Annotated in this window: 16 protein-coding genes and 1 rRNA gene; 13 read left to right on the forward strand and 4 right to left on the reverse strand. The window is 36.1% G+C overall.

What is annotated here, in order from left to right; translation table 11 throughout:
* Positions 1 to 199: 199 nt before the first annotated feature.
* From yceD to A9G13_RS09530, 11 genes are all read left to right on the forward strand, one after another.
* Positions 200 to 712: a 23S rRNA accumulation protein YceD gene (gene yceD / locus A9G13_RS09480; protein ID WP_065557368.1), complete on the forward strand. Its 513-nt coding sequence runs from the start codon at positions 200 to 202 to the stop codon at positions 710 to 712.
* Between the two features lie 4 nt (positions 713 to 716).
* Positions 717 to 884, forward strand: a complete 168-nt coding sequence (gene rpmF / locus A9G13_RS09485; protein WP_065557369.1) for a 50S ribosomal protein L32 — start codon at positions 717 to 719, stop codon at positions 882 to 884.
* A 33-nt stretch (positions 885 to 917) separates the two neighbouring features.
* Positions 918 to 1,964 (forward strand): phosphate acyltransferase PlsX, encoded by a 1,047-nt coding sequence (gene plsX / locus A9G13_RS09490; RefSeq protein WP_081301224.1) that lies wholly within the window; start codon positions 918 to 920, stop codon positions 1,962 to 1,964.
* 4 nt (positions 1,965 to 1,968) lie between these two features.
* Complete coding sequence (locus A9G13_RS09495) at positions 1,969 to 2,922, forward strand: beta-ketoacyl-ACP synthase III (protein WP_065557370.1); 954 nt, start codon at positions 1,969 to 1,971, stop codon at positions 2,920 to 2,922.
* A 37-nt stretch (positions 2,923 to 2,959) separates the two neighbouring features.
* The gene (gene fabD / locus A9G13_RS09500) at positions 2,960 to 3,895 is read left to right on the forward strand and encodes an ACP S-malonyltransferase (protein ID WP_065557371.1); all 936 of its coding nucleotides are present in this window, start codon (positions 2,960 to 2,962) and stop codon (positions 3,893 to 3,895) included.
* Positions 3,896 to 3,914: 19 nt separating this feature from the next.
* Positions 3,915 to 4,649, forward strand: a complete 735-nt coding sequence (gene fabG, locus A9G13_RS09505; RefSeq protein WP_065557372.1) for a 3-oxoacyl-ACP reductase FabG — start codon at positions 3,915 to 3,917, stop codon at positions 4,647 to 4,649.
* 150 nt (positions 4,650 to 4,799) lie between these two features.
* Complete coding sequence (gene acpP, locus A9G13_RS09510) at positions 4,800 to 5,033, forward strand: acyl carrier protein (RefSeq protein ID WP_034948180.1); 234 nt, start codon at positions 4,800 to 4,802, stop codon at positions 5,031 to 5,033.
* A gap of 160 nt (positions 5,034 to 5,193) precedes the next feature.
* On the forward strand, positions 5,194 to 6,438 hold the full coding sequence (gene fabF / locus A9G13_RS09515) for a beta-ketoacyl-ACP synthase II (protein ID WP_065557373.1): 1,245 nt from the start codon (positions 5,194 to 5,196) through the stop codon (positions 6,436 to 6,438).
* Positions 6,439 to 6,593: 155 nt separating this feature from the next.
* On the forward strand, positions 6,594 to 10,070 hold the full coding sequence (gene dnaE, locus A9G13_RS09520) for a DNA polymerase III subunit alpha (RefSeq protein WP_065557374.1): 3,477 nt from the start codon (positions 6,594 to 6,596) through the stop codon (positions 10,068 to 10,070).
* Between the two features lie 227 nt (positions 10,071 to 10,297).
* A complete protein-coding gene (gene accA, locus A9G13_RS09525) occupies positions 10,298 to 11,257 on the forward strand; it encodes an acetyl-CoA carboxylase carboxyl transferase subunit alpha (RefSeq protein ID WP_065557375.1) in 960 nt (319 codons plus the stop codon).
* Between the two features lie 21 nt (positions 11,258 to 11,278).
* On the forward strand, positions 11,279 to 11,647 hold the full coding sequence (locus tag A9G13_RS09530) for a diacylglycerol kinase (protein ID WP_065557376.1): 369 nt from the start codon (positions 11,279 to 11,281) through the stop codon (positions 11,645 to 11,647).
* 101 nt (positions 11,648 to 11,748) lie between these two features.
* On the opposite strand, the gene A9G13_RS09535 is transcribed toward A9G13_RS09530, so the two are convergent.
* The 4 genes from A9G13_RS09535 to metK form a co-directional block, all read right to left on the reverse strand.
* Positions 11,749 to 12,591 (reverse strand): 23S rRNA (adenine(2030)-N(6))-methyltransferase RlmJ, encoded by an 843-nt coding sequence (locus tag A9G13_RS09535; RefSeq protein ID WP_065557377.1) that lies wholly within the window; start codon positions 12,589 to 12,591, stop codon positions 11,749 to 11,751.
* Positions 12,591 to 13,091, reverse strand: a complete 501-nt coding sequence (locus tag A9G13_RS09540; RefSeq protein WP_141670906.1) for a hypothetical protein — start codon at positions 13,089 to 13,091, stop codon at positions 12,591 to 12,593. The genes A9G13_RS09535 and A9G13_RS09540 overlap by 1 nt, the downstream gene beginning before the upstream one ends.
* A 125-nt stretch (positions 13,092 to 13,216) precedes the next feature.
* Positions 13,217 to 13,726: a SprT family zinc-dependent metalloprotease gene (locus A9G13_RS09545; RefSeq protein ID WP_065557379.1), complete on the reverse strand. Its 510-nt coding sequence runs from the start codon at positions 13,724 to 13,726 to the stop codon at positions 13,217 to 13,219.
* The gene (metK, locus tag A9G13_RS09550) at positions 13,710 to 14,861 is read right to left on the reverse strand and encodes a methionine adenosyltransferase (RefSeq protein ID WP_065557380.1); all 1,152 of its coding nucleotides are present in this window, start codon (positions 14,859 to 14,861) and stop codon (positions 13,710 to 13,712) included. Before metK ends, A9G13_RS09545 begins: the two co-directional genes overlap by 17 nt.
* A gap of 219 nt (positions 14,862 to 15,080) precedes the next feature.
* Here metK and murI point away from each other — a divergent pair, with 219 nt between their 5' ends.
* A complete protein-coding gene (gene murI / locus A9G13_RS09555; protein ID WP_065557381.1) occupies positions 15,081 to 15,905 on the forward strand; it encodes a glutamate racemase in 825 nt (274 codons plus the stop codon).
* A gap of 393 nt (positions 15,906 to 16,298) precedes the next feature.
* Positions 16,299 to 17,073: ribosomal RNA gene (locus tag A9G13_RS09560) — 16S ribosomal RNA — on the forward strand; the annotation flags it as partial.

Genomic DNA, 17,073 nt, shown 5'->3' on the forward strand with positions numbered 1-17,073 from the left:
GTTTTTATACTGAAACGTATATGTCTCAGGAAACATCTTGGCAACACTAACAATGATTATTTAAATTAATAATCAATAACTAATACAAATTATATTATACGCGCCCATTGACGAAATCCTTATTTAAAGGTAATATGCGCGCCTTACGGCTTTGTGTATTTTTTAACAACACCGAATAAATTTAAGGTAGCATGCATATATTATGCAAAATAAATTACCATTAACAATCGACCCGATTAAAGCAGCACAAAAAAGGCTTGATTATGTTGGATATTATCCGGCAAAAAGTATAACTAGGGTTGAGAGTCCAAAAAGTGATATTGAGTGTAGCTTGTCTTTTGATTATGATGAGCAAAAACTTTGTGTTGTCACAATTGATGCTAAAATAACGTTAGAGCTAATTTGTCAACGTTGTTTTAAACCTTTTATCACTGAAGTGCATGTGATGAATAAATTTAGTCCTGTTAAGAGCGATGCTCAAGCAGAGACACTACCGGATTATTACGAACCTGTTCTCATGAACGAGTTTGGTGAAATAGATATATTGGCGTTACTTGAGGATGAAATTATTCTCTCATTGCCAATAGCACCGGTACATGATAGTAAACACTGCGAAGTGTCAGAGGCAGATATGGTATTTGGTGAAATTCCAGCTGAGAATGAAAAACCGAATCCATTTGCAATTTTAGATAGTTTAAAGAATAAGGGGTAAGTCCATGGCTGTTCAACAGAATCGTAAAACTCGTGCAAAACGTGGTATGCGTCGTTCTCATGATGCATTAACTGCTGCTAATATCTCAGTTGATGAATCAGGTAAAACACATTTACGTCATCACGTAACCGCTGATGGTTATTATCGTGGTCGTAAAGTGATTTCTAAGTAATTAGCTTATAATTAGAAATCCTTAGGTGACATTTTGGATAATCTAACCATTGCGTTAGATGCTATGAGCGGGGACTTCGGTCCTCGTATTGTTGTTCCTGCTGCAATACAAGCACTAAATCGTTACCCAAATCTAGCAATTTTTCTGGTGGGTGAACCAACAGAAATCAGTCTTTTTTTGTCCAAAGAAAATACTCAACTTGTTACTCAATATCAAAATAGTGATCGTTTAATTATTGTTGAATCAACATCTATTATTGCTAATGATATGAAACCTGCTTATGCCATTCGGCATAGTCAAGGTTCGTCAATGAGAATAGCTCTTGAGTTGGTTAAAGACAATAAGGCTCAAGCATGCGTAAGCTCTGGTAATACTGGTGCGTTGATGGGATTATCTAAATTATTGCTTCATTCGCTAACCGGTATTGATCGTCCTGCATTAGTTGCAACTATACCCGCACTAAATAATCAAAATACCGTCGTCCTCGACTTAGGTGCTAATGCTGAATGTGATACTAATATGTTAGTGCAATTTGCCATAATGGGCGAGATTCTGGCCAAAACAGTGCTTAAGCTCCCTCATCCTCGGGTAGCTTTATTAAATATTGGTGAAGAAGATATTAAAGGGTTGGACAAGATTCGTTCAGCTGCTGCTATTTTGAAAGCCAATGAGCAAATTAATTTCATCGGTTATTTGGAAGGGAATGAACTGTTAACAGGTAAAACAGATGTATTAGTATGTGATGGTTTTGTTGGTAATGTGACGCTAAAAACGGTAGAAGGTTTGATTAAGATTTTTATGTCATCATTTAAATTATCATTACAGAAAAATTCGTTATTCATGAAATTATTGAGTAAGTGGCTACAAAGAAAGATCGCAAAAAATTTTGGTTATTTAGACCCCGGACGTTATAATGGAGCTTGTTTGCTTGGACTTCGAAGTATTGTGATCAAAAGTCACGGTAGTGCCAATCAAAAATCCTTTTTTGCAGCAATAGAACAAGCTATTTTGGCTATACAAACAAATATACCAGAGAAGATTGCTAGCAGTCTTTCTTCCGCACTACCTAAGAGCGAATAAATAGATGTATACAAAGATATTAGGAACGGGGAGTTATCTTCCCAAACACATTAGAACCAATGCCGATCTGGAAAAAATGGTGGATACCAGTGATGAGTGGATCACAACCCGTACCGGTATCAAGGAAAGGCGAATTGCTGCTCCAGATGAAACAGTCGTTACTATGGCTTATGAGGCAGCAATAAATGCCATTGAAATGGCTAAGATTGATAAAAATGAAATCGGCTTAATTATTGTTGCCACAGCAACATCAGTTAATGCTTTTCCAAGTTCTGCTACTGAATTACAAGCCAAATTAGATATTGCTGACATGATTGCGTTTGATGTGTCCGCTGCATGCTCAGGATTTGTTTATGCATTAGATATTGCCGATAAATATATTAAAAGCGGCGCCATAAAATATGCTTTAGTTGTTGGTTCTGACATGTTAACTCGAGGAGTTGATCCAAGCGATCGTGGTACGGTCATTATTTTTGGTGATGGTGCCGGAGCCGTCGTCGTTGGAGCATCGGATGAACCCGGTATTATTGCTTCACATTTACATGCAGATGGCCGTTATGGGGATTTGTTAAAATATCCATACGTAGATCGTCGTGACATCACTAATCCTGTATATATGACAATGCATGGAAATGAAGTGTTTAAAATTGCAGTTAAAGAGCTTTCAAATTTAGTAGATGAGCTTTTAACTGAAAATGCCTTTAATAAAACCGATTTGGATTGGTTAGTCCCTCACCAAGCTAATTTAAGAATTATTACTGCTACCGCTAAACGTTTAGATATGGATATGAGCAAAGTTATTGTTACCCTTGATAAACAAGGCAACACTTCAGCTGCTTCGGTTCCCTGTGCTTTAGATGTTGGTGTCCGAGATGGGCGTATTAAACGCGGGCAATTGATTTTATTAGAGGCTTTTGGTGGTGGATTTGTTTGGGGATCAGCCCTAATTAGATTTTAATAATAAGTTATATTTTTGAATGATCAAGGATTTAGTAATGACCAAATTTGCAATGGTATTCCCGGGACAAGGCTCACAAGCCGTCGGTATGTTAAAAGATTTAGCCGATAATTATCCTATTGTGAAAGCAACATTTGATGAAGCTTCTGAAGTTTTGGGCTATGATTTATGGGCTCTCGTACAACAAGGCCCGGCGGAAGAATTAAATAAAACCTGGCAAACACAACCAGCATTACTAGCTTCATCGGTAGCTATTTTTAGAGTTTGGCAGAGTTTGCATGGCAACCTACCAGAATTTATGGCTGGTCATAGTTTGGGGGAATACTCAGCTTTAGTTTGTGCCGGAGTAATTGATTTTAAAGATGCGATTAAGTTAGTTGAACTTCGTGGAAAATTAATGCAAGAGGCCGTACCAAGTGGAACCGGTGCAATGTATGCCATTATTGGATTAGATAATGAGTCAATCAGCAAAGCCTGTGACCAAGCAGCACAAGGCCAAGTGGTGGCTCCTGTTAATTTTAATTCACCAGGACAAGTTGTTATCGCTGGTAATAAAGAGGCGGTTGAGCGAGCAGGTGTGTTATGTAAAGAAGCTGGTGCTAAACGAGCGCTGCCACTTGCAGTGAGTGTGCCATCGCATTGTGCATTAATGAAACCGGCAGCCGATAAATTAGCCGATACATTAAATACCATTACCTTCAATTCACCAAAATTTTCGGTGATTAATAATGTTAATGTTAAAATTGAAACATCAGCTGAAAATATAAAAGCAGCTTTAATTGCGCAACTGTATAGCCCGGTTCGTTGGACTGAAACAGTTGAATTTATGGCTAAACAAGGAGTGACACTTTTAGTTGAAATGGGACCTGGTAAAGTGTTAACTGGTTTAACTAAACGTATTGTTGATTCACTTTCAAGTTGCGCTGTTAATGATAAAGCTTCATTAGATGTGGCACTAGAAAATACAAAGTAAATGATAAACAGAGGTAGTTATGAATCTATCAGGAAAAATTGCTTTAGTGACTGGCGCTAGCCGTGGTATTGGTAAAGCAATTGCAGAAAAGTTGGTTGCTTGTGGTGCCACTGTAATAGGTACGGCAACAACCGAAAAAGGCGCTGAAGCTATTAGCCATTATTTAGGCTCAAAAGGTAAAGGTTTTGCTTTAAACGTAACCGATGAAGCCTCTATTGAGTCAGTGATTAATGCTATTAAAACGGAATTTGGTGATATTGATATTTTAGTTAACAATGCTGGTATTACTCGTGATAACTTGTTAATGAGAATGAAAGAAGACGAATGGCAAGATATCCTAGATACTAATTTAACTTCGGTATTCCGTTTATCTAAAGCATTAATGCGCACTATGATGAAAAAACGTTATGGACGAATTGTTACAATTGGTTCAGTCGTTGGTACTATGGGCAATGCCGGGCAAGCTAATTATGCGGCTGCAAAAGCTGGATTAATCGGTTTTAGTAAATCACTAGCACGAGAAGTCGCATCACGAGGTATTACTGTTAATGTTGTAGCACCAGGTTTTATTGCTACTGATATGACCGAAGCACTAACTGATGAACAAAAAGCATTAACTCTGGCTCAAGTTCCTACCGGACGTTTAGGTGAACCAGCAGAAATTGCTAATGCGGTAGCATTTCTAGTTTCCGACGAGGCATCTTACATCACAGGTGAAACTTTACATGTCAATGGTGGCATGTATATGGTGTAATGAGTCAGAATAGTGTAAAATAGATCAAAATTTTGATAATTTGTACAAAAATTAAGCAATTGGGTTGAAAAATAGTTTGCATCTTTTTCAACATTTTATAAACTTACATTCACTGCCACTTTCGGCGATTTTTATAGGAAAAAAAAGAGTATGAGCACTATTGAAGAGCGAGTTAAGAAAATTATTGTTGAGCAACTTGGTGTGAAAGAGGAAGAAGTTAAAAATGAATCTTCTTTCGTTGAAGATCTTGGCGCTGACTCTCTTGATACTGTTGAACTAGTTATGGCTTTAGAAGAAGAATTTGATACAGAAATTCCTGATGAAGAAGCTGAGAAAATCACTACTGTTCAATCAGCAATTGATTATATTACTGCAAATCAGTAAGGTTACCAGCGTTTTCATAATAGGCGGTCAGATGATCGCCTAGTTTGTATTTATGTCAATATTATTAAATTAATATAGATATGATGCAAAACTAGTGGAAACCAAGAAGTAAAATTCTCATTGATTCAAATTTCATTTCAATCCTTTTCTGGAGGACAATGTGTCTAAACGCAGAGTTGTTGTTACTGGAATGGGCATGATATCTCCAGTCGGCAATACAGTTGAATCCACCTGGCAAGCATTATTAGCAGGTCAAAGTGGCGTTGAACTCATAGAACACTTTGATACAGCCCCATTCGCTACCCGTTTCGCCGCAATGGTTAAAAACTTTAATGGCGAAGATTATAATATTTCCCGTAAAGATGCACGTAAAATGGATTATTTTATCCAATATGGTATTGCTGCGGGTATGCAAGCAATGCAAGATGCTGGTATTGATATTACCGAAGAAAACGCAGAACGTATTGGTTGTGCTATTGGTTCAGGTATTGGTGGATTAGGCTTAATTGAAGAAAATCATAGTGCACTAGTTAATGGTGGCCCTCGTAAAATTAGCCCATTTTTTGTACCTTCAACCATTGTTAATATGATAGCGGGTCATTTGTCTATTATTTATGGATTAAAAGGACCAAGTATAACTATAGCAACTGCTTGTTCATCAGGCGTGCATAATATTGGTCATGCAGCGCGTATTATTGCTTATGGTGATGCAGATGCAATGTTAGCAGGTGGTGGTGAAAAAGCTAGTACTCCGTTAGGTATTGGTGGCTTTGGCGCAGCTCGGGCATTATCGACTAATAATGACAATCCTAAAGGCGCTAGCCGACCATGGGATAAAGACCGTGATGGTTTTGTACTTGGTGATGGCGCAGGAATTTTGTTCTTAGAAGAATATGAACATGCCAAAAAACGTGGTGCTAAAATCTATGCCGAGGTTGTTGGTTTTGGTATGAGTGCAGATGCATATCATATGACTTCTCCCCCAGAAGATGGTAGTGGAGCAGCGTTAGCAATGAAATGTGCAATCCGCGATGCCGGTATTACTCCTGAGCAAGTGGGTTACATTAATGCTCACGGCACATCGACACCTGCTGGTGATAAGGCTGAAACCCAAGCAGTAAAAAGTATTTTCAAAGAAAATTCTCACAAAGTATTGGTTAGCTCTACCAAATCAATGATTGGTCATTTACTAGGGGCTGCCGGAGCTGTTGAATCAATTTTTACGGTGCTTGCATTGCGTGATCAAGCGGTTCCACCAACAATTAATCTAGATAATCCTGATGAAGGGTGTGATTTAGATTATGTTCCACATACTGCCCGCCAAGTCAAAAACTTAGAATATGCTTTATGTAATTCTTTCGGTTTTGGTGGTACTAACGGCTCCGTATTGTTTAAAAAAATCTAGTTCTTTTTTATTCCGCCGATTATCTTAAATATCGGCGGACTTCATTTATATTATTACTATTATCTATTATTTTTCTTTCATAAACGGAATAAGAATATTTAAACTGCTTATGTTATAATTACGAATATTTTTATTTTGTAATTTTTTTGGTAATTATGGCAGAACATAAGTTTATTCATCTTCATTTGCATAGTGACTTTTCGATGGTTGACGGCATTGCAAAAGTTAATACGTTAGTAAATGAGGTGAGCAAATTGCAGATGCCTGCTTTTGCAATTACTGATTTTTGTAATCTTTGTGGATTAGTAAAATTTTATGGTTCGGCAATGTCTAAAGGAATTAAGCCGATCATCGGTGCCGATCTAGCAATTAGAAGTGTCAATTTACCAGATGATATTTACCATCTGACAATCTTAGCCGCTAATAATGAAGGGTATCAAAATCTTACTCTATTAATATCTAAAGCTTATCAACGAGGCTATATTGGTGATTTACCAGTTGTTGATGCTGAATGGTTAGTAGAACACTGTAAAGGTTTAATTGTACTAGCTGGTCGAAACAGTGATATTGGTATTGGCATTATCCGTAATAATCACACAATAATTGATAAGGCAATTCAATTTTATGTTGATAATTTTGCTGATCATTTTTATTTTGAATTAGTACGAACTAAACGACTTAACGAAGAATTATTTATCCATACCGCAGTACAACTTGCTGAACAACATACGTTACCTGTTGTGGCAACAAATGATGTCCGTTTTCTAAATTCTTCAGATTTTGAAGCTCATGAAATTCGGGTGGCAATCCATGATGGTAATACATTAGACGATCCGAATAGACCAAAAAATTACTCGCCAGAACAATATTTACGCACTGAACAAGAAATGTGTGAACTATTTTCTGATCTTCCTGAAGCATTAGAAAATAGTGTTGAAATTGCAAAACGGTGTAATGTTACAATTCGATTAGGGGAATATTTTTTACCTAAATTTCCTACGGGAGATATGTCGACTGAAGATTTTTTAGTACATAAGTCTCGGATAGGATTAGAGGAACGGCTTGAATTTCTTTTCCCTGACCCTGAAATTCGAAAACAAAGACGATCAGTGTATGACGAACGCTTAGAAACAGAATTAACCGTAATTAACCAAATGGGCTTCCCTGGTTATTTCTTGATTGTTATGGAATTCATACAATGGTCAAAAGATAACGATATTCCTGTTGGTCCAGGAAGAGGTTCAGGTGCTGGTTCATTAGTTGCCTATTCTCTAAAAATTACTGATTTAGATCCTTTAGCATTTGATCTCCTTTTCGAACGATTTTTAAATCCTGAACGTGTTTCAATGCCTGATTTTGATGTCGACTTTTGTATGGAAAAGCGTGATCTAGTTATTGATCATGTTGCAGAAATGTATGGTCGCGACGCAGTATCACAAATTATAACCTTTGGTACAATGGCAGCTAAAGCTGTTATTCGAGATGTGGGGCGAGTACTTGGGCATCCATATGGTTTTGTAGATCGGATTGCAAAACTGATTCCTTTAGATCCAGGCATGACATTAGCTAAAGCTTTTGAAGTAGAACCTCAACTTCAAGAATTATATGATAATAATGAAGAAATTAAATCACTAATTGATATTGCTCGCCAATTAGAAGGTGTAACTCGTAACGCTGGTAAACATGCCGGTGGTGTGGTGATTTCACCTACTAAAATCACTGATTTTTCACCAATTTATTGTGATCCGGAAGGAAATCATCCGGTTACTCAATTTGATAAAAATGATGTTGAATATGCTGGCTTAGTCAAATTTGACTTTTTAGGACTGAGAACATTAACCATTATTGATTGGGCTATCAAAATGATTAATGAACGCCAAGCTAGAGAAGGCAAGAAGAAAATTGATATTACTCATATCCCGCTTAATGACGAAAAATCTTTTGAATTATTATTAAAGGCGGAAACGACCGCGGTATTTCAGCTTGAATCCCGAGGCATGAAGGATTTAATCAGACGGTTAAAACCAGACTGTTTTGAAGATATGATTGCTTTAGTAGCATTATTCCGTCCAGGACCGTTACAATCTGGTATGGTAGATAACTTTATTGATCGTAAACATGGTCGAGAAGAAGTTTCCTATCCAGATATAAATCACCAACATGAATCTTTAAAGCCTATTTTAGAACCAACATATGGCATTATTTTGTATCAAGAACAAGTGATGCAAATTGCACAAACCTTATCAGGTTATACTTTAGGTGGTGCTGATTTGCTTCGACGAGCAATGGGTAAGAAAAAACCTGAAGAAATGGCTAAACAACGTTCGGTGTTTAAAGAAGGCGCCGAAAAACAAGGTGTGGATGGTGAACTTTCCATGCGCATATTTGATCTAGTTGAGAAGTTTGCGGGTTATGGATTTAATAAGTCACATTCTGCTGCATATGCTCTTGTTTCTTATCAAACTTTATGGTTGAAAACGCATTATCCTGCGGAGTTTATGGCAGCAGTAATGACAGCTGACATGGATAATACTGATAAAATTGTTGGTTTAGTTGATGAATGTTTACGAATGGGGTTAAAAGTTAATCCGCCCGACATAAATAGTGGACTTTATCACTTTCATGTAAATGATAAAGGTGAAATTGTTTATGGTATAGGTGCCATAAAAGGTGTGGGTGAAGGTCCAATAGAAGCAATTGTTGAAGCACGTAATAGTGGTGGCTATTTTAAAAATATTTTTGAACTTTGTGCTCGTAGTGATATGAAGAAAATTAATCGCCGAGTACTCGAAAAACTAACTATGGCTGGTGCATTTGATAAATTAGGACCACATAGGGCTGCGATTTTACATAGTATTAATGACGCAATGCAAGCCGCTGATCAATATGCTAAAGCTCAAGATATTGGTCAAGAAGATATGTTTGGTGTTTTAGCCGAAGAACCAGAACAAGTAGAACATGCTTATGCCGCGGTTCCTGAGTTGCCAGAACAAGTTTTACTTGATGGTGAACGTGATGCATTAGGTCTTTATTTAACCGGACATCCAGTTACTCAATATTTAAAGGAACTGAATCGTTATGCTGGCGGTCTACGTATTAGTGAGGCTTCACCAACTGGTTGGGGGAAAATGATAACCCTTGCAGGCATTGTGGTTGATGCTAGAGTAAGGATCACTAAGAAAGGTAATAGAATTGGTTTATTTACTTTAGACGATCGATCTGGTCGTATAGAGGCTATGCTTTTTGCCGATACATTAGAAAAATTCGAACACTTGTTAGTAAAAGATAAAATTTTAATAGTTACTGGGCAAGTCAGTAATGATGATTTTAATGGTGGGCTTAAAATGTCAGTTCGTGAAATTGTTGATCTGAAAGATGCTCGGGCTAAATATGTTAAAGGACTCGCCGTAACTTTGGTTGAAAATGAAGTTAATCGTGCAATGTTACCGCGGTTACAACAAGTTTTTGAACCTTTTCGACATGGAAGTGTACCAGTTAATCTTTATTACCAGAGAGATGATAGCGTTGTAAGAATTCAATTTGGAACCGCATGGAGAGTAATACCAGAAGATGCACTTATTATTGAATTAAAGACATTATTTGGTAATGACCGCATTGAGTTTGAATTTTAATAAGTAATCAATTAAATAGTAGTATTTAGTTAAATACATAATGCCATGTTAATGAGTATAAATAGGATATTTTATTATTAACGCAAATGAAATAAATATAGATGACTTCAATGAGTGTTACATAGTAGAATTGGCTTAATTTTATTTTAAGAAATAGTCAGTATATTAAGTTTATGTAATGTATTTATAAAAAATACAAAATAAAACAAGAGGCAATCATAATCGTTATGAACAATTTTTTGGAATTTGAAAAGCCGATCGCGGAATTAGAAGTTAAAATTAATTCCTTAAAGAATATTGATTCACAACAAGTTGAATTAAATATCAATTTAGATAAAGAGATTAAACAATTAAATCAAAAAAGTCGTGAACTAACTAAAAAAATATTTTCAAATTTATCTCCTTGGGAAGTTGCACAATTAGCTAGGCACCCCAATCGACCTTATACTCTAGATTATATTAAAGAAATTTTTACTGATTTTGACGAATTAGCAGGTGATAGGGCTTATGCTGATGATAAAGCAATTGTTGGTGGTATAGCGCGTATTGATGAGCGCCCAGTAATGGTCATTGGTCATCAAAAAGGTCGTGAAACTAAACAAAAGATTTATCGTAATTTTGGTATGCCCGCACCTGAAGGCTATCGTAAAGCTTTGCGATTAATGCAATTAGCTGAGCGTTTTAAGCTACCAGTTATTACTTTTATTGATACACCCGGGGCTTATCCAGGAATTGGTGCTGAAGAACGCGGACAAGCCGAGGCGATTGCTCGTAATTTACGAGAAATGTCTCGTTTAAAAGTTCCTACTATTTGTACGGTAATAGGTGAAGGTGGTTCCGGAGGCGCTCTTGCTATTGGGGTATCAGATAAAGTTAATATGCTTCAATATAGTACTTACTCGGTGATTTCACCAGAAGGTTGTGCTTCAATTTTATGGAAAAGTGCGGATAAAGCACCTGTTGCTGCTGAGGCGATGAATATGACGGCGGATAAATTGTTAAAATTAAATTTAATTGATTCCGTCATTCCTGAACCTCTTGGAGGAGCTCATCGCGATTATACCACTGTAGCTAGTTCTCTTAAAAAACAATTAATTAATGATCTTAATGAACTTGAAAATATGGATTTATCAGTATTACTTGAAAGAAGATTTCAACGACTGATGAACTATGGTTATGTAAGATAATTTCAATTTTGGAATGCTATTATGGAAAAAGCGACCGGATTACAACGCATTATTAATGCAACCAAATATTCTATAAAGGGTTTTAAATCTGCGATTAAATATGAAACAGCTTTTCGCCAAGAATTGATTTTACTGATTGTTGCTTATATAACTGTTATGTTAATTGATTTTTCCATCTATGAACGTATTTTATTACTTGGTTCTATTGGGGTAGTGATGATTGTGGAACTAATTAATAGTGCGATTGAGTGTGTTGTAGATCGAATTGGTAGTGAGCGACATGAGCTATCAGGTCGTGCCAAAGATTATGGTTCAGCTGCAGTTTGTCTATCGCTGGTACTAACGGTCATTTTGTGGATTTATCTATTTTCTTGTCACTTTTTTCCATAATTTAAGTTAAATATTATTAGTTTCTTATGTAATAAGTCTTGGTTATTATTGTAAACTTCAAGTTTGAAATGCGAGGTTATCCTCGCATTGAACTAATAAATCTATTCTGAAACTAGCTGTTTAATGGTGAAGCTTCCTGTTTTTTCGGTATCTAAAATCTCTTTTAACCATGGCATTATTGTTTGCATTTGTTGCTGTAATTTCCAAGGTGGATTTATAACTATCATACCGGATGCAGTCATACCTTTTTGGTTATTATCTGGTTTTATAGCTAATTCAAATTGTGAAATTCGTTTAATACCTAAATTTACAATATTTTCAATCATTCTCTGAGTTTGGGTACGAGAAACTACAGGGTACCAAATTAAATAAACTCCAGTAGCAAAACGTTTATATGCATCTAGTATGGCTGTTGGAATTTGTTGGTAATCGTTTTTGATCTCATAAGAGGGATCAATCAATATAATACCTCGGCGTGATTTAGGCGGTAATTTCGATTTTAGTTGGGCAAAGCCATCTTCACGTAACACCCTGGATCGTTTATGTTTACTGAATTCCTGTCTTAATAATGGATAATCAGTTGGATGTAATTCAGTAAGATTGAGTTGATCTTGTTCACGTAATAACTGTTTGGCAATTAATGGTGACCCCGGATAATATTTTAAGGTTTCATAAGGATTATAACGTTTTAAAATAGAAATATAGGTATTGAGTAAATCAGGGATGTTTGGTTGTTGCCAGATTAAGTTAATACCTGATAAGTACTCCCCAGTTTTTTCTGCATGTTCACCTTGCAATAAATATCGTCCAGCACCGGAATGAGTATCTAAATATAAAAATGGTTTTTCTTTTTCTTTTAATGCTTCTATGCAAAGGGTTAATACAATATGTTTTAATACGTCAGCATGATTGCCAGCATGATAACTATGGCGATAACTTAACATTATGAATTTAACCTTTTCTGTTCATTTTTTTGCATATAAAAAGTAATTAAAGCTAAACTGAGTAAACAAGGTATTTCCATTAATTCCTCAATTAGATCTTTTCTATCTCTAGTAATTACTAAAAATTGATGACCAAGGCGATGATGTTCCGCAATATCGGCAATACCTAAAAAAAGAAATGCAAATACAATATGCCAAACAGGGATCTCTTCAAATTTAAAGCGTCTTGCAATTTCTCTACGAATAGTTGGTAAAAATATACTAAGTATAGGAATTGCCATTAAAATACTAGCTATTATTTTATAATAAAAACGAGGTACTTCTGGAAAAAAATCTCTTCCCCAACTTATTCCACGTCCAAACAACATAAACCACCAAAATATTGTCCAAATCCAGAATTTATACAGATCGGGATCATTATTGACTCGTTTAGCATAATGATAAGTATAAGCACACATAAATAATAAAAACAGGGATTGAGAATGTTCTATTAATGTCACAGTTAGCCCATCATATAAAGGTAGAAAGAAATTACCTATGACATAAAGAAATATACTAAGAATTACTATAAATATAGAACTTTTATAGAAATGATAATCAAATTTACACATAAAATATTTTAATTTCAGATAGAATTTCTAAGTTTGAGTATAGTACCGCATTTCCTACATAAATACTCGGTTTTATTGTGTTGAATTTTATTATGTCTTACTTTGGATAAATAATGTTCTTGGCATAGGCAATAATATAAATAATTGTTATTATTATGCACGCTGAAATTATGTGTAGTTTTAGGTGTTCTACCTAAAATTGCCGACATTATATATTGCCATTCTTTACCGTGTGGTTTTACTTTACCAAACTTTTTGAAAACGATTAGATGAGCTAATTCATGAGGAATTACCTCTTCAATAAAAGTTTTGTCATTTTCATGAAGCATTGTGGTATTGAGCTGAATTTCCCAGCGAGTTAAAAAAGCGCTACCTGCAACACTACCTTTCGGCCTATAGGTAATTTTGGGCTCAGTATATTCTGACTGTAGAATTTTATTGGCTTGCGCTAAGTGTTGTCTTAAACAAGCCAATACTTGATTATGCAAATAAATTGGTATTCGTTTTTTATAAACCGGCTGCATCACGTAAAACTGCTGCTTTATCTATTTGTTCCCAAGGGAATATATCTCGACCAAAGTGACCATAAGAAGCTGTTTTTTGGTAAATTGGTTGAATCAGATCTAGCATTTGGATAAGACCATAAGGTCTTAAATCAAAAAATTCTTTAATTAATGCTACTATTCTTTCATGATTTATTTTTTCAGTACCAAAGGTATTTACATAAATTGAAGTTGGGTTTGCAACACCAATTGCATAAGATATTTGTAGTTCACACTTATCTGCAACCCCTGCCGCAACAATATTTTTAGCTACATAACGAGCCGCGTAGGCAGCAGAACGGTCTACTTTAGATGGATCTTTACCAGAAAAAGCACCGCCACCATGTCTTGCTGCACCACCATAAGTATCAACAATTATTTTTCGTCCAGTTAATCCACAGTCCCCCATAGGGCCACCAATAACAAATCGTCCTGTAGGATTAATGAAATATTTAGTTCTAGCCGTTAACCATTCTGCAGGCAAAGTTGGTTTAATAATTTCTTCCATTACAGCTTCATGTAGTGCTTTTTGTTCAATTTCGGGTGAATGCTGTGTAGATAAAACAATGGTGTCAACCCCTTTAATTTGATTATTATCATATATTAATGTAACTTGGCTTTTAGCATCAGGCCTTAACCATGGCAGTGAACCATTTTTTCTTACTTCCGCTTGACGACGCATTAAATCATGGGCATAACTAATTGCTGCTGGCATTAAATTTGGCATTTCATTGGTGGCATAACCAAACATAATGCCTTGATCACCGGCTCCTTGTTCTAAAGGATTTCCTCGGTTAACACCTTGATTAATATCAGGAGACTGTTTACCTATTACATTAAGCACTGCACATGAATTGGCATCAAATCCCATTTCAGAGCTAGTGTAACCAATGTTATTAATTGTTTTTCTGGTTAATTCTTCAATATCAACCCAAGCAGAAGTCGTAATTTCTCCGCCTACAAGAGCCATACCTGTTTTTATATATGTTTCACAGGCTACATGAGCTTTAGGATCTTGTTTTAATATAGCATCGAGTACAGCATCTGAAATTTGATCAGCGATTTTATCTGGATGACCTTCTGAAACGGATTCTGAAGTAAATAGGAATTCTGACATGATATACCTTCTTAATTTATCGGATGTAATGCTTGAAATATGAAGTAGAGCTGTAAGATGTTTATTTTAGCAGTTTTACCATCTAGACGTCTATTTTAATTATTTATAAACTAAAAAGCTAGTATTAGCTTAAATAAAATTACTTGCATTAATTTGTAATCAATTTACGATAGTGCGCATTTATTCTACTTATTTACAATTGATTGTTAGTTAACAAATATGAATATTAGAAGGCAACCTCCATCAATATTAGTGTTTGATTCTGGTATTGGTGGATTATCTGTCTATAATGAAATTCACAAAAAAATGCCTAATTTGCATTATATTTATGCATTTGATAATGAGATGTTTCCCTATGGTGATAAATCCACAGAATTTCTTATTAATCGAGTAAATTCGGTTATTGAAGCAATCACCAAATCTTATTCAATTGGTCTAGCTGTAATTGCTTGTAATACAGCAAGTACAATTTGTTTACCTAGTTTACGCTCTAAATTTTCCTTCCCGATTGTGGGAGTGGTACCAGCTATTAAACCAGCAAGTCAAATTACCCAAAATAAAAGTATAGGACTTTTAGCAACCAAGGCAACAATACAACGGACTTATACAACGAATTTAATTAATGAATTTGCCAAAAATTGTACAGTTAATCTCCTTGGTTTGTCAGAATTAGCTCTTATTGCAGAAAATAAATTACAGGGTATACCTGTAGATATGCAACAATTAAGGGATTTATTGCAGCCATGGCTTAGTTTGCCGACAGTACCAGATACCATAGTTTTAGGTTGTACCCATTATCCATTCATAAAAGAAGAACTACAGATCATTTTTCCACAAGCTACTTTTATTGATTCAGGTAATGCAATCGCTTTTCGTGTTCATAATCTACTTACTGAACAATTTGATGCAAATAAGATAATCAGATCTAATATAGATAATATTGTATTAAGTACAATATATAATCAATATGTAGAAAAACTTGTTCCTAAATTAGTAAATTATAATCTCAATAAATATCAAACAATTAAAATTGTTAGTGTTTAAAGGTTATGCGACCGAATAAATAATTACTCTTTTTTACTTGCTAAAAAAAATGAAGCCCCTATAATGCGCATCCACTGACACGCAGTCATGAGTAATCAGACAGTGGTGAGTTAGTGAAGAAGATCGAAATTTTAGAAAAAAGATCTTGACGAATAAGAAGGTGTGGCGTAGTATACGCAGCCCTTGAGACAGCAAACTGAATCAGCCGAGAGGTTGAAGGAAGTTAAAGTAAAAGAAGCTGTCAGCTCTTTAAAAATTAAGAAACAGACAATCTGTGTGGGCACTTGCGAGACGAAAAGATTAAAGTCTACGGACTTAAAAAATAAAGTCTTGATAAGTGACACTGAAGATTCATTTGAATATGTCAGAGACAGTTATTGAGCATCAAACTTTAAATTGAAGAGTTTGATCATGGCTCAGATTGAACGCTGGCGGCAGGCTTAACACATGCAAGTCGAACGGTAACATGAGTGCTTGCACTTGATGACGAGTGGCGGACGGGTGAGTAAGGTATGGGGATCTGCCGAATGGCGAGGGACAACAGTTGGAAACGACTGCTAATACCTCATAAAGTTGAGAAACCAAAGCATGGGACCTTCGGGCCATGTGCCATTTGATGAACCCATATGGGATTAGCTAGTTGGTGGGGTAAAGGCTCACCAAGGCGACGATCTCTAGCTGGTCTGAGAGGATGACCAGCCACACTGGAACTGAGACACGGTCCAGACTCCTACGGGAGGCAGCAGTGGGGAATATTGCACAATGGGGGAAACCCTGATGCAGCCATGCCGCGTGTATGAAGAAGGCCTTCGGGTTGTAAAGTACTTTCGGTAATGAGGAAGGTGTTGTATCTAATAGATGCAACAATTGACGTTAATTACAGAAGAAGCACCGGCTAACTCCGTGCCAGCAGCCGCGGTAATACGGAGGGTGCGAGCGTTAATCGGAATGACTGGGCGTAAAGGGCATGTAGGCGGATGATTAAGTTAGGTGTGAAAGCCCTGGGCTTAACCTAGGAATTGCACTTAAAACTGGTTATCTGGAGTATTGTAGAGGAAGGTAGAATTCCACGTGTAGCGGTGAAATGCGTAGAGATGTGGAGGAATACCGGTGGCGAAGGCGGCCTTCTGGACAGATACTGACGCTGAGATGCGAAAGCGTGGGGAGC

Source organism: Gilliamella sp. wkB178, assembly GCF_001690705.1.
Taxonomy (GTDB): Bacteria; Pseudomonadota; Gammaproteobacteria; order Enterobacterales; family Orbaceae; genus Gilliamella; species Gilliamella apicola_K.

Coding starts and splice junctions, on each gene's coding strand:
- A9G13_RS09530 (WP_065557376.1), top strand. CDS start 11,279: ATGGAAAAAGCGACCGGATTACAACGCATTATTAATGCAACCAAATAT.
- acpP (WP_034948180.1), top strand. CDS start 4,800: ATGAGCACTATTGAAGAGCGAGTTAAGAAAATTATTGTTGAGCAACTT.
- fabD (WP_065557371.1), top strand. CDS start 2,960: ATGACCAAATTTGCAATGGTATTCCCGGGACAAGGCTCACAAGCCGTC.
- A9G13_RS09495 (WP_065557370.1), top strand. CDS start 1,969: ATGTATACAAAGATATTAGGAACGGGGAGTTATCTTCCCAAACACATT.
- A9G13_RS09535 (WP_065557377.1), bottom strand. CDS start 12,591: ATGTTAAGTTATCGCCATAGTTATCATGCTGGCAATCATGCTGACGTA.
- dnaE (WP_065557374.1), top strand. CDS start 6,594: ATGGCAGAACATAAGTTTATTCATCTTCATTTGCATAGTGACTTTTCG.
- accA (WP_065557375.1), top strand. CDS start 10,298: ATGAACAATTTTTTGGAATTTGAAAAGCCGATCGCGGAATTAGAAGTT.
- murI (WP_065557381.1), top strand. CDS start 15,081: ATGAATATTAGAAGGCAACCTCCATCAATATTAGTGTTTGATTCTGGT.
- rpmF (WP_065557369.1), top strand. CDS start 717: ATGGCTGTTCAACAGAATCGTAAAACTCGTGCAAAACGTGGTATGCGT.
- A9G13_RS09545 (WP_065557379.1), bottom strand. CDS start 13,726: ATGCAGCCGGTTTATAAAAAACGAATACCAATTTATTTGCATAATCAA.
- metK (WP_065557380.1), bottom strand. CDS start 14,861: ATGTCAGAATTCCTATTTACTTCAGAATCCGTTTCAGAAGGTCATCCA.
- fabG (WP_065557372.1), top strand. CDS start 3,915: ATGAATCTATCAGGAAAAATTGCTTTAGTGACTGGCGCTAGCCGTGGT.